We start from the raw sequence: 12,728 nt of genomic DNA, 5'->3' as shown, positions 1-12,728 counted from the left end.
TTTGAAGGATTGAACACGGATTAGATGGATTAAAGGGATTAAAAGGATTTTTTAAGGATATCGCTTCGCGATAAGGGGATTTTCACGGTTTTATTCGGTTTATTAATTTTTTTAGTTCTTTTAGTTTCTTGATTCCTTTGGTTTGAAGGATTAAACGGATTTTAATGGATGTTTTAATAACTGCCAGCAACTACATATACTAAAAACATTATAAAAGTAAAAAGCAATCATAAATGATTGCTTTTTTTGTGGTGGACGTTCTTGGAAAACCGCGAACTTAATCACTCTGCGAATATATATTATTTTTATTCTTATTAATAGCCGCCGATGTAGAAATTCTAAACAACTTCAAACAATTATAACCCTCGAAGGGTTTGGAACCCTTCGAGGGTTAATAGAATAAGCTCTTTGTGGGTTTTAAGCTGAGTTTTGTTGTTGGTCTGAGCGTTTGAGGGTGATGTTGAAATCGAGTCTTGCGTTTGGGGTGAAGACTAGAAAGACTCTTTCGGTGATGTATCCGTCGCGTTTGAAGGTTACGGGGAAGACGCCTCCGGGGATTTTTTTGAATTGGTAATTGCCTATTTCCGTTGATTTTGTGGTTTTGTTTATTGGTGTTTCAATGGTGATGGTGACTTGTTCGATTGGTTGTCCGAGCTCGTCGGTTATTTTTCCTCTTAGGGGGAGTTTTCGGTGACCTGTTTCGATTATTTTTCTTGATTTGAAGTAGGCTTCATGGAAGGTTGCTTCTTTGAATTTTAGCATGGTTACTAATTTATCGATGCGGTAGAGCAGTTTGTCGTTTTCTTTGAATAGTTCTTTTATTCTGTCGGTGCAGGTTGTTCGGGTTATGATTGCTGCTCTGGTTTTTGGTAGCATGGCATTGTAGAGGATGATGCTGTCTTTTAAATCTGAAATTGTGGCGTTTGTTACACCGTATTCAAGGAGGTTTGCGAGATTGGCAATGGCAATGTCGTGGATGTTAAGGCAGGCGTCGGCTATGCTGGTGTCACGGAGTTTTTTCATGTCGGAATAGGCATAGGTTACTTCCATTTCAAGGACTTCGTTGTCTATGGAGATGGCGTATGCACAGATTCGGGCAGCGATTTCAAATCCTTTTTGGGTCATTTGTTCTCGCAGTTGGTCTTTTGACATTCGGTTTCCCGTTCTGTTGAGGGATTGCCCGTTTTGGTATGTTCTTATTTTGGCTACGTTATCGCTAAAGTTTGTTTTTAGGGTATTGATTTGTGGCATTTGTGCCATGATTTCGGGAGCAGTGTTGTTTAGTAAATCTACTACTACAATTTCCATTGACAATTTGTCTTCTTGTTTTGCATTCATAAATTTTATTTTTTTAAGTTTTTACCCTATTTATTTTACAGTGGTTTAATCCTTAGTGTATTACAAATCTAAAGACATTTTTTTCTTACAGCCAAGAAAAAGGGTAAAAAACTGGTCAAAAAGCGGGTTTTTTGTAAGATTTGCTGTAAAATGCTTACAATAAAATCGATTAAGTGTATGATTTTATCGTTTAAGTGTTGTTTTTTGCTTGGGGAGGGTTGGGATGATTTTTTTGATTTTTTGATTTTTTGATTCTTTTGGTTTGAAGGATTGAACACGGATTAAATGGATTAGACGGATTTACGCGGATTTTTTATGGATATCGCTTCGCGATAATTGGATTTTTACGGATTGATTACGTTTATTATTTTTTTTAGTTCTTTTTGCTTCGACAGGCTCAGCATGACATTTTTGATTGTTTCGTTTTTTACATGAAAGGAAACGTTTGGACGTTCAAAGGGTATTGTTTTGTTTGCGAAGGGGAATGTCTTGAAAGAAATTAGCACACTCCAGACCGAAATGTAAACGCTCTAGTCCGAAATTGAAACGCTCCGGTGCGAAATAGAAACGTTATTATCCGAAAGGGAAACGTTTTAGTTTGAAATGAATACGTTTTGGTTTGAAATGAATACGTTCTGGTGCGAAATGGAAACGTTCTGATGTTAAATTGGGAGGTTTGTGGGGATGATGGGGTTTAGTGATAAAAAAAACGCTTCGGTTGGGAAGCGTTTTTTTTTATGTTTTTTGATTAAGGGTTATTGGGTGGAGAAGTTGATTTTAACGGTTTCTTCGGTGCCATTGTCATCAAAGTCCCATTGGTCTGTGGCTTGCATGGTTGTTTCGGTTAAGGAAGAAATGGTTGCTGAAGTAGCGTCATCACCTTCAAAAGTAAGGGTAATGATGTTTCCACTTAATGACCAAGTGCCATTCACGGTTTCGGCAACTAATGGGTCACAACTCATGACAAGGTATTCTTCGAAAGTTCCTCCGGATATGAATTTGATGTAATCTCTTGCACAATCTGAATTTTCATAAGGAATGGTTTGTCCGTTTACTTCATAACTTACATAATACCATTTTTTGGCTATACCGGCTTCGGTAACGGCTGTAGAATCATTATCATCATCTGAACAATAAGAAAATGATAATGACATTGCTACGAGAACGAATAATGTGATTATTTTTTTCATGATTTGTTAATTTATGGGTTTATTTCACACTTAAAATTACGAAAGATTTGTGAGATTGAAAAGGTTTTTTCGGTTTTTTTTGAGTTGCTGAGAAGCTGAGTTGCTGAGTGGTTTGGGGATAAAAAAAAACGCTTCGGTTGGGAAGGGTTTGAGGATGATTTTGAGAAGCAGGTTTTTGTTTGTGGGTGATTATATTTCAAAACTTATTAATGAAAACTTATTGTACAGCAAAATAGTAGAGTTAGTAAAAAAGAAACAGTAATTAGTGCAAACAAATATACCGCTTAAAGAAAGCCAACGGTCACATCACTAATGTTGCAAAAGCATGTTAAGTGGTTTTAGATGAAAGATGTTATTTTTATCATGAGTCTTTTCTTCGAATGAGAGTTTATTGGTTATTTTTTTGAAGTTTTTTTATTAGACTGTTAAAAATAATTATCAGAAAAAACAAAACTTTTAAATATAGTTATTACTTTAACCAATTGTTTAAAGGATAGTTATATGAAAAAAAATCTGTTTTTACTGTTGTTTATGTGTAGCTTAGTCAGTTCTGCACAGTCTTTTGAATGGATTCAAACACCTCCGATTAATTTTAATTCTTCGCCGTCTTTAATTGGTTATACGACGACTTGTGATGCCTTCGGAAACATTTATGTGACCGGTTTTTCAAATAATTCTTATAATTATACTGATATTTTTGGTGATTTATTTTATAATAAATATTCAGTTTCCGGTGAATTATTGTTTTCTAAAACGTTTACCGGAAAAGGACAAGTTTATGCTATTCAAAGTGATTCATCAGGAAATACTTACCTTGCTGTTTCTTATATTCAATCTATCACTATTGACGAAACAACCCTGTCTACCTCCAATCAAGGAGTGCAACCGGTCTTGTTAAAATTTGATGCGAACGGCACACTTGTTTGGCACATTGATATTACTAGTTTTGATTCGTCCATGGATTATTTTAAATCAATCGCCATTGATAATGCTGATGCGATTTATATCTGTTATGATAATTACTATTATTCTTATGTGAAGAAATTAGATACAAACGGTAATGTGCTGCTCACAATTGAACAACAATATGTGAATATCGTTTCATCCGTCAGTGTTGATGATGAAGGGTATATTTACACTGCTGGGGCATGTGCCAATTCAAATTCAAAATATGCAAACGTAACTGTTCCTGCTCCGTTTTCCTATAGTACTTATGTTGCTAAATATTCACCAACAGGAGTTTTTCAATGGGTGAAATATGTTGAAGACATAACCTGTTCACAACCACAAGTTATTGCAAAAAGTCAAGAGGAAGTCTATTTTTCTTCTACTCTTCATGGACCCTATACTTTTGATTCTATTACGGCAGAAGGTCCAACCGGCAATGGGTATGATTTTTTTCTGGCCAAACTAAATTCGGCAGGTTTTTTTCAATGGGTTAAAGAAGTGCCCGATGGAGGAAGAGCGTTTATAGGGGAAAGAAATTTTCTGTCGTTAGATGTTTCAGGAAATATATATTTAGCCGGTAGCACCTCCGGCACTGTGAATTGGGGCAACAATATCATTACAACCTCTACCATTTATCAAGATGCAATGGTATTGAAATATGATTCTAACGGAACTATTTTGATGGCTAAAACTGCCGGCGGAGCGGACACAGATCGATTTGATGGCGTTACTACGAATGATTCGGGGGATATATTTTTGTCGGGAATTGTTCGCGGCACTTCGAATTTTGACGACATTCAGCATGTGGAAGAAAACCAATATAAATTTTACCCCGTTCTTGCAAAAATTGATTATTCGAACTTGAATACTACCTCATTTTTTGAACCAACAACTCTTGTTTATCCGAATCCTACTCGGGATTATTTTTATATTCAAGAGGCTAAAACCAATTCTAAAGCAGCAATTTATACTATTTTAGGAAAAAAAATAAAAGAGGTTGAATTAAATACATCACCTATTTCCATAGTGGAATTAGCTTCCGGAACTTATTTTCTGAAATTAGAAAATGGCAAGACTTTTAAATTAGTTAAGTTGTAAAAATTGATTTTGATTTTTAGGATATTTTCGTCACTTAAAAAAGAGCTCTTCATGATTAAACAAGTGGAGGTTTCGGTATAAAAAAACGCTTCGGTTAGGAAGCGTTTTTAGGTATTGATTTACTACTTATCTTAGTTAGTAGAGTAATTAATTTTTACTGTTTCGTCAGTTCCGTCATCGTCGAAATCAAACGTGTCAGTGATTTGTAATGTAGTAGCTGTTAAGCTAGATACAGTTCCTGTTACAGTTGTTCCAAAGAAAGTAGCTGAAACAGTATTTCCACTTAATGACCAAGTACCTAAGTCAGTATCAGCATCTAATGGGTCACAGCTATTAACATAATAGTCTTCTACTACATCATTCGCTTTGAATTGTATGTAATCTCTTCCACACTCTAAATTGTCGTAAGGAATAGTCTGTCCGGCTACTTCGTAACTTACGTAGTACCATTTTTTCATTAAGTTAGTTTCGTTAACTGCTACTGATGAAGAAGAATCGTCATCGTTAGAACAAGAAGTAAGCGAAACCGCTACGAAAGAAAGTAATAATAATAATTTTTTCATTTTTTGATGTTTTTAAGTTCGGTGCAAAAATATACAAATTTTTCTTTTAGTAAAGATTTTTTTTCTGAGAGGCTGAGTTGCTGAGAGGTTTGGGGATAAAAAAAAACGCTTCGGTTAGGAAGCGTTTTAGGTATTGATTTACTACTTATCTTAGTTAGTAGAGTAATTTACTTTTACTGTATCGTCAGTTCCGTCTTCGTCGAAATCAAACGTGTCAGTGATTTGTAATGTAGTAGCTGTTAAGCTAGATACAGTTCCTGTTACAGTTTCTCCGAAGATAGTTCCTGAAATAGTGTTTCCACTTAATGACCAAGTACCAGCATCAGTATCTGCATCAATTGGGTCACAGCTATAAACAGTATACTCTTCTAATACACCATTCGCTTTGAATTCTGTGTAATCTCTTGCACACGCTAAATTGTCATAAGGAATAGTTTGTCCGGCCACTTCGTAACTTACGTAGTACCATTTTTTCATTAAGTTAGTTTCGTTAACTGCTACTGTAGATGAAGAATCGTCATCGTTAGAACAAGAAGTAAGCGAAACCGCTACGAAAGAAAGTAATAATAATAATTTTTTCATTTTTTGATGTTTTTAAGTTCGGTGCAAAAATATACAAATATTCTTAGAAAAAAAGTTTTTTTTTAAGAAGTGTTGAACTATGAAGATGCTTGTTTGAAAGTTAAAAAAAAACGCTTCGGTTAGGAAGCGTTTTTGATTTATTCTAATTTGTTTTTATGCTTATTTTAGGCTACCCACCATGTCTTCCGGTTTTACCCATGCATCAAAATCTTCCGGTGTTACATAACCTAATCGAACGGCTTCGTCTTTAAGAGTTGTTCCGTTTTTGTGAGCGGTTTGAGCTATTTCTGCGGATTTATAGTAACCAATTTTGGTGTTTAATGCGGTGACAAGCATCAAGGAATTGTCTACCAATTCTTTGATACGGGTGTAGTTTGGTTCGATGCCACTGGCACAATGTTCTTCGAAAGATACACAGGCATCGCCTAACAAGATGGCTGATTGCAGGAAGTTTGCCGCCATAACGGGTTTGAAAACATTCAGTTCATAGTGGCCTTGTGTTCCGCCTACGGTGATGGTTACGTCGTTACCCATTACTTGAGCACAAACCATGGTTAAGGCTTCGCATTGGGTTGGGTTTACTTTTCCGGGCATGATGGAAGAACCCGGTTCATTTTCGGGAATAAGGATTTCGCCAATTCCGGAACGAGGACCTGAGGCCATCATACGGATGTCGTTGGAGATTTTATTTAAAGAAACAGCAAGCATTTTTAATGCTCCGTGTGTTTCTACAATGGCATCGTGTGAGGCTAAGGCTTCAAATTTGTTTTCGGCGGTGATGAAAGGCAGTCCGGTGAATTTAGCAATGTACTCGGCTACTTTTACATCATATCTCGGAGGGGTGTTTAATCCGGTTCCAACGGCAGTTCCGCCTAATGCTAATTCGGATAGATGGGCTAGGGTGTTGTTTAAAGCTCTTAATCCGTGGTCTAATTGTGATACGTAACCGGAAAATTCCTGCCCTAAGGTGAGGGGAGTGGCATCCATTAAATGGGTACGACCGATTTTCACGACGTTCATGTATTGTTCCGATTTTGCTTTTAGGGTGTTGCGAAGCAAGGTTACGCCGGGAATTGTTTTTTCCATCACGGCTTTGTAGCAAGCGATGTGCATTCCGGTTGGGAAAGTATCGTTTGAGGATTGTGATTTATTGACGTCATCATTTGCTTTTACAACGGGTTCGCCTTCGCCAATTTTAAATCCGGCTAAAACTTGAGCCCGATTAGCAACCACTTCGTTGACGTTCATGTTGCTTTGCGTACCGGAACCGGTTTGCCAAATGACTAAAGGGAATTGATCGTCTAATTTTCCGGCAAGGATTTCTTCGCAAACTTGAGCAATGGCATCGCGTTTTTCGATTGGAAGCACGCCTAGTTCATGGTTAGCAAAAGCGGCTGCTTTTTTGAGGTAAGCAAAACCTTCTATAATTTCTTTAGGCATAGAGGCAGAAGGTCCGATTTTAAAGTTGTTTCTGGAACGTTCTGTTTGAGCTCCCCAATATTTATCGGCAGGAACTTTTACTTCACCCATGGTGTCTTTTTCGATGCGGTAGTTCATTGTTGTGTTTTTATTAATTGTGAATGATACAGTGTATTATTGGTTTGTATTGCAGTGAAAGCTATTGAAAAAATAGTCATGCAAATTTAGTTATTAACATTTCTATTTTAAAATTTTTTTAGGTTTATGTTGATAAAATGATAATGTTGATTTATATTTGTCACTGAATCAGAAAAATTCCGAAAAATGTTTGATTTTCAACAGTATTTAGGCTTCATTCTCTTCCTTACCGTTTTAACAATCGGTTTTTGGTTGATGATATTTTTGGTAGGTTTTGTTCACTATTGGTTGGGCGGAGCTATTATGGAATTAATCAAAGAGAAAAAAGCAAAAAGAGATCAGGAACAAGCATCTTAATATATTAAAATGTTTTGTAACAAAAAGGGACGCTATTGCGTCCCTTTTTGTTTTTATGGTTTGCCCATGAATTCTTCATCACCACCTTCTCTTTTTTGTTGTCTTTCTTTCTCGTTTTTCTGTTTGTTGAAACGGTAGGTGAAGGAAAGGTTGATTTGTCTTTCTCTCCATTGCATTTCACTGTAGGCAAACGAACTCGGAAGATTAGTTTCGGAGATTCTTTTTCTGGAATTGAAAAGGTCGCTCACGTTTAAGGCAATGGTTCCTTTGTCTTTTAATATATCTTTACTGAAAGCAAGGTTTGCACTAATAACTCCTAGATACTTTCCTTGAGCCGTTGTTTGCGGAGCGTTATAGGTAGCATTGGTTTGCCAATCAATTTTGTAGGGCAAGGTTATTTTTGAAGTGATTCTGGTTGTCCAGCTTATGGCAATATTATCTAAGTTTTGAACGACTTGGTTTCCTAAATAGTTTGTGTAAATGTATTCTCCATCGGTTTCATTTCTGAAAAAGTTGAAGTTACCGTTTAATCTCCACCATTTGAATGGGGTGTAATTCAAGTTAAATTCAAATCCGAAGCGGTATTGGATGGCTAAGTTAACCGGGGTTGTAAGGATGATTGGCGTTAAAACGGTTTCACCGCTAACTTCGGTTTCTACAAAAGCACCGGATTCTTTTCGAATGAATTGGAATGAATCTTCGGTATAGTTATAGTAAGCTGAACTACTCAAGGTTAATTTTTTCCATTTTTGAAGATATACTAAATCAATGGCATGGGTCATGGCCGGGTCTAAATCAGGATTTCCCTGAAAGATGTTGATGTTACTGGAATAGTTTGGAAAAGGATTAAGGAAACGACCTCTTGGACGTTGAATTCTTCTGCTGTAACTTAATGAAGTGTTTGTGCTTTCGGTTAATTCGTAAGAGAAAACGGCACTGGGAAAAAAGTTATTATAGCGTTTATTGGTAAAATCGTTTGTGATGAATTGATTCACGTCAATGTTAGAATCTTCCCAACGCAAACCGAAGAAATAGGAGAATTTATTTAGTTTGTTTCCGTATTGTGTATAGAGTGCGTTTACTTTTTCTTTGTATTCAAAGATGTTGCTAATGCTGTCGTTTTTAATCCAAGTGTTAGAGCTTTCGTTGAAATCTTCTTGGGTAAAGTCAGTCAAATTTTCGTTAAAGTCCCCTTTGTAACCAATTTCAAAGCGTCCGTTTTTACCAATTGGTAAAACGTAATCGGTTTGTAGTATGGTTCGTTTTGATGTTTGGTCGTTAAAAGTTCTTACGTCTTCAAATTCTTCATCGTCAATGAATGAAAAGTCAAAGTCGGCATTGTCTGAAAAGGAAGCATCAACGGTTAATTTGTGTCCTTCTTTTTTGAAATTTTTGACGAAATTAGAAGAGAAGTCGATGTTTTCACCGTCGTTTGTTTGTTCTAATTGACGAATTGTTGTGTATTGAAATACTTTATTGGCATCGTAAAAATCAAATTCAACATGTTCCGGATTATCGCCCGAATTTTTACGGTAGGAAAAAGTATTTGTCCAAGTAATCGTTTTGTCTAAATACCAATCGAAACCGAAGTTACCATTGTAATTGTTTCCATCTCGGGAATTATCACGGGTTTCATAGATGAAGTTTCGGGTAGTTCCGTCTTCGTTAAAATATTCGGTGTTAGTTAATGAATTCCCGGGACTTTCACGATAGTTGAAACCTTGCGTAGTGAAAAGATTGAAATTATCAGATTTAAAATTGATGTTACCGGTTATGCCTCTGTTGGTAGGGTCGCCAATTGTTCCTGTAATTGTTCCGTTTAAACCTTGGTTTTTACCTTTTTTCAGAATGATGTTGATGATTCCACCACCGCCTTCGGCATCATAACGGGCGGAGGGATTAGTCACCACTTCCACTTTATCGATGGCATCTGCCGGAATCATCCTCAAAGCATCATTAATATTGATAGCATTGGAAGGTCTGCCGTCAATTAATATTCGAACATTTTCATTCCCTCTTAAGCTCACGGTTCCGTCAACATCAACAGAAACGGAAGGAACGTTGTCTAGGACATCGCTCACGGTTCCGCCTTTTACCATCATATCCTGGCCCACATTGTACACACGTTTGTCGAGTTTAATATCTACGGTTGAACGTTCGGCACGTAATTCAACACCGTCTAATTGGGTTGCATCATCGGCTAAAGTGATAGTTCCTAAATTAGTGTTTGACTGTAAATTACGTTGTTTAAATTCTACGGTTTTGAAAGAAATAAATTCCACTCTGATGTCATACATTCCGGCATTGATTTCGATGTCAAATTCCCCTTTGTTGTTGGTGATTCCGCCTGTTACCATTTCCGGTTTTTTAGTATTTTGAAAAACAATGGTGGCGTATTCTAAGGGTTGTGAAGTAGATTTGTCAATCACTTTTCCTGAAACTTTTATTTTGTTTGGAGTTTGTCTATCCTGACTGTGAAGGAGTGAAGTACTGCAAATAAAAAGGAGTGTAAAAAGAGAAATTAATTTTTTCATGAACTTAAGGTTATGTGCTTGCATTAAGACTGCAAAATTACTTATTGGTTTATCCGAAAAATCCCAAAGATTTGTTAAATGATTGCTAAGTTTTAAGCAATAAAATCAATGATTTTTTGGGGAGGTCTGCCAATAATTGCTTGGGAATCATTCATTACAATTGGTCTTTCCATTAAAATAGGATTTGAAACCATGGCGTGAACGATTTCGTTATCAGATAAATTTTTACCTTTAAATTGTTCTATCCAAACGGATTCTTTTTGCCTGACTAAATCGATTGGAGCCAGTTGAAGTTTTTCAATAATGGATTTTAACTCTGCTTCAGTAGGGTTTTTATCAAGGTATTTAATTACTTGAAAAGGTTTTCCTGATTGTTCCAAGATGGCTAAGCCTTCTCTGGATTTGCCACATCTTGGATTGTGAAAAATGGTAATCATTCTGATTTTTTTGCAAAGTAACAGCATCAAAATTCAAATTTTGTTAAAAAAAATGTAACATGTGCATTTACAAAAGTCCTATATTTGAAAACAAAAGCATTCCTATGTATATTGAACAAATCAACACCAAAAGGTTTAATTTTTTATTTTATTTACCCATTCCTGTTTTGTTTTTAGGATTAATGGTGGTGAATTATTTTTCAACTCAGGACGTGAATGTGGAAGACACTTTAAAGCTGTTTATTGATCAGTTTGGTGTGAATTTGACTTTTGTGATTTTGATAGGCCCATTATCAGTGGCTTGTCTTTTCTTGCTTTTTTGGGTAAAATTTGTTCATCAGCAAAGTATTCGAAGTTTAACGACTTCCCGAAAAAAAGTGGATTGGAAAAGAATTATGTTTTCCTTTACCATTTGGGGATTATTCTGTGTGATTTCAACCTTGTTGATTTATTATACTGCTCCCGAAAATTTCGTATTTAATTTTAATCCGTCTAAGTTTTTTGTTTTTTTGATTCTTGCGATAGTGCTGATTCCGTTACAGACCAGTTTTGAAGAATATTTGTTTAGGGGTTATTTGATGCAGGGGATTGGTGTGGTGACTAAAAGTAAATTAGCTCCTTTACTGATTACGTCTATCTTGTTTGGATTAATGCATATTGCTAATCCGGAAGTTGGAAAGTTGGGTTATATCATCATGGTTTATTATATAGGGACCGGATTTTTTTTAGGAATTATAACCTTGATGGATGAGGGAATGGAATTGGCCTTAGGTTTTCATGCTGCCAATAATCTTGTGGGAGCCCTTTTAGTAACAGCAGATTGGACTGCTTTTCAAACGCATTCCATTTTTAAAGATGTATCAGAACCTTCTGCAAGTTATGATGTATTATTCCCGGTACTGGTTATTTTCCCAATTCTTTTGTTTATTTTTGGGAGAAAATACGAATGGACCAATTGGAAAGAAAAATTATCCGGAATCGTTCATGAATTTGAAGCAGAAAAAGAAATAATTAATATAAAAGGAAAAGAAAATGAATAGTGATATTACTTACCACAATGTGCACAATAAGTTTAAACTGAATGGTTTTCATTTAAACAGAGAAGATTTATGCACTTTTGCTTATAGTTTTATAAAAGAAGGTGAAGATTTTGAAAAACCGGTTGGCGACTTTTTGTTAGATTGGTTTGATGACAGAAGTTATCTTGAAATAAACACCTCCGGTTCTACGGGCACGCCTAAATTGATTCGTGTTGATAAGCAAGCGATGGTTAGTTCAGCCCTAGCGACAGGCGATTTCTTTGATTTGCAACCGGGTGATAGAGTTCTTCATTGTTTGCCTGCTAAGTATGTAGCCGGAAAAATGATGTTTATTCGTGGTTTTATTTTGGGGCTGGAAATTGATTTTGTTGCTCCCAGTTCAAATCCGTTAGAGCGAATTGACCATGATTATGATTTTGCCGCGATGGTGCCAATGCAAGCTCAATATTCGTTGAATAAATTGCATCACATTAAAAAAATAATCATTGGTGGTGCCAAAATAACGAAACCATTAGAAGAAAAATTACTGAAGGTTAAATCAGAAATTTACGAAACGTATGGTATGACTGAAACCATTACGCACATTGCTGCTAAGCGAATAGGTGAGGAAGCGTTTACTGTTTTTCCGAATGTAATGCTTTCTCAGGATGATAACAATTGCCTATTAATTAAAGCTCCTTCCATTTCAAATGAAATTATAGAAACCAATGATATTGTTGAAATGGTTTCTGAGAATGAATTTATTTGGTTAGGTCGTTATGATAATGTGGTAAACAGTGGTGGTATCAAATTGATTCCGGAGCAAATAGAAGAAAAATTAGCCACCCGAATCCCAAGACGCTATTTTGTGATAGGGCAACCTGATCCCGTTTTAGGAGAAAAATTAGTTTTGATTGTGGAAGGAGAGCCTTTAACCATTGAGGATAGTGTTTTTGAAGTTTTAGATAAATATGAAAAACCTAAAGAAATTCACTTTGTGAAACATTTTGAAGAAACGGCTACGGGTAAAATTGTTCGAAAAGAAACGGTGAGCAAATTTATGTATTAATAAAATTGCCGCTGATTCCCTAAAAAAGTATTTAAG

The 12,728-nt window shown here is 35.9% G+C and carries 11 protein-coding genes; 4 read left to right on the top strand and 7 right to left on the bottom strand.

Annotated elements, in window-relative coordinates:
* Window positions 1-417: 417 nt before the first annotated feature.
* Complete coding sequence (locus tag C0512_RS04125; protein WP_290859122.1) at window positions 418-1,338, bottom strand: carboxypeptidase-like regulatory domain-containing protein; 921 nt, start codon at window positions 1,336-1,338, stop codon at window positions 418-420.
* Between the two features lie 755 nt (window positions 1,339-2,093).
* Window positions 2,094-2,528: a lipocalin family protein gene (locus C0512_RS04120; protein WP_290859121.1), complete on the bottom strand. Its 435-nt coding sequence runs from the start codon at window positions 2,526-2,528 to the stop codon at window positions 2,094-2,096.
* 501 nt (window positions 2,529-3,029) lie between these two features.
* On the opposite strand from C0512_RS04120, the gene C0512_RS04115 reads away from it, so the two are divergent.
* Entirely contained in the window at window positions 3,030-4,574 is a 1,545-nt protein-coding gene (locus C0512_RS04115) for a T9SS type A sorting domain-containing protein (protein WP_290859120.1), read from the top strand.
* 131 nt (window positions 4,575-4,705) lie between these two features.
* Here the strand turns inward: C0512_RS04115 and C0512_RS04110 are convergent, their stop codons facing one another.
* The 3 genes from C0512_RS04110 to fumC form a co-directional block, all read right to left on the bottom strand.
* Window positions 4,706-5,137: a lipocalin family protein gene (locus C0512_RS04110; RefSeq protein ID WP_290859119.1), complete on the bottom strand. Its 432-nt coding sequence runs from the start codon at window positions 5,135-5,137 to the stop codon at window positions 4,706-4,708.
* 150 nt (window positions 5,138-5,287) lie between these two features.
* On the bottom strand, window positions 5,288-5,719 hold the full coding sequence (locus C0512_RS04105) for a lipocalin family protein (RefSeq protein WP_290859118.1): 432 nt from the start codon (window positions 5,717-5,719) through the stop codon (window positions 5,288-5,290).
* A gap of 159 nt (window positions 5,720-5,878) precedes the next feature.
* Complete coding sequence (fumC, locus tag C0512_RS04100; protein ID WP_290859117.1) at window positions 5,879-7,276, bottom strand: class II fumarate hydratase; 1,398 nt, start codon at window positions 7,274-7,276, stop codon at window positions 5,879-5,881.
* Between the two features lie 186 nt (window positions 7,277-7,462).
* On the opposite strand from fumC, the gene C0512_RS04095 reads away from it, so the two are divergent.
* On the top strand, window positions 7,463-7,633 hold the full coding sequence (locus tag C0512_RS04095) for a hypothetical protein (protein WP_290859116.1): 171 nt from the start codon (window positions 7,463-7,465) through the stop codon (window positions 7,631-7,633).
* Window positions 7,634-7,686: 53 nt separating this feature from the next.
* Here C0512_RS04095 and C0512_RS04090 read toward each other — a convergent pair whose 3' ends face one another.
* Window positions 7,687-10,167, bottom strand: a complete 2,481-nt coding sequence (locus tag C0512_RS04090; protein ID WP_290859115.1) for an outer membrane beta-barrel family protein — start codon at window positions 10,165-10,167, stop codon at window positions 7,687-7,689.
* A gap of 92 nt (window positions 10,168-10,259) precedes the next feature.
* Window positions 10,260-10,604 carry an arsenate reductase (glutaredoxin) gene (gene arsC / locus C0512_RS04085; protein WP_290859114.1) on the bottom strand — a complete coding sequence of 115 codons (345 nt, stop codon included), beginning with the start codon at window positions 10,602-10,604 and terminating at the stop codon, window positions 10,260-10,262.
* Window positions 10,605-10,708: 104 nt separating this feature from the next.
* On the opposite strand from arsC, the gene C0512_RS04080 reads away from it, so the two are divergent.
* Window positions 10,709-11,644: a CPBP family intramembrane glutamic endopeptidase gene (locus C0512_RS04080; protein WP_290859113.1), complete on the top strand. Its 936-nt coding sequence runs from the start codon at window positions 10,709-10,711 to the stop codon at window positions 11,642-11,644.
* Window positions 11,637-12,692, top strand: a complete 1,056-nt coding sequence (locus tag C0512_RS04075) for an AMP-binding protein (RefSeq protein WP_290859112.1) — start codon at window positions 11,637-11,639, stop codon at window positions 12,690-12,692. Before C0512_RS04080 ends, C0512_RS04075 begins: the two co-directional genes overlap by 8 nt.
* The last annotated feature ends 36 nt before the right edge of the window (window positions 12,693-12,728 follow it).

It is taken from the genome of Flavobacterium sp. (assembly GCF_013822155.1).
Classification (GTDB): domain Bacteria; phylum Bacteroidota; class Bacteroidia; order Flavobacteriales; family Flavobacteriaceae; genus Flavobacterium.
Note: the sequence above shows the minus strand (reverse complement) of the source record. Positions and strands in the feature narration are given on the sequence as shown.

Bases quoted from the DNA above. Each gene is read 5' to 3' on its own strand.
- C0512_RS04090 (WP_290859115.1), bottom strand. From the start codon at position 10,167: ATGAAAAAATTAATTTCTCTTTTTACACTCCTTTTTATTTGCAGTACT.
- C0512_RS04125 (WP_290859122.1), bottom strand. From the start codon at position 1,338: ATGAATGCAAAACAAGAAGACAAATTGTCAATGGAAATTGTAGTAGTA.
- C0512_RS04080 (WP_290859113.1), top strand. From the start codon at position 10,709: ATGTATATTGAACAAATCAACACCAAAAGGTTTAATTTTTTATTTTAT.
- C0512_RS04105 (WP_290859118.1), bottom strand. From the start codon at position 5,719: ATGAAAAAATTATTATTATTACTTTCTTTCGTAGCGGTTTCGCTTACT.
- C0512_RS04075 (WP_290859112.1), top strand. From the start codon at position 11,637: ATGAATAGTGATATTACTTACCACAATGTGCACAATAAGTTTAAACTG.
- C0512_RS04110 (WP_290859119.1), bottom strand. From the start codon at position 5,137: ATGAAAAAATTATTATTATTACTTTCTTTCGTAGCGGTTTCGCTTACT.
- C0512_RS04095 (WP_290859116.1), top strand. From the start codon at position 7,463: ATGTTTGATTTTCAACAGTATTTAGGCTTCATTCTCTTCCTTACCGTT.
- arsC (WP_290859114.1), bottom strand. From the start codon at position 10,604: ATGATTACCATTTTTCACAATCCAAGATGTGGCAAATCCAGAGAAGGC.
- C0512_RS04120 (WP_290859121.1), bottom strand. From the start codon at position 2,528: ATGAAAAAAATAATCACATTATTCGTTCTCGTAGCAATGTCATTATCA.
- fumC (WP_290859117.1), bottom strand. From the start codon at position 7,276: ATGAACTACCGCATCGAAAAAGACACCATGGGTGAAGTAAAAGTTCCT.
- C0512_RS04115 (WP_290859120.1), top strand. From the start codon at position 3,030: ATGAAAAAAAATCTGTTTTTACTGTTGTTTATGTGTAGCTTAGTCAGT.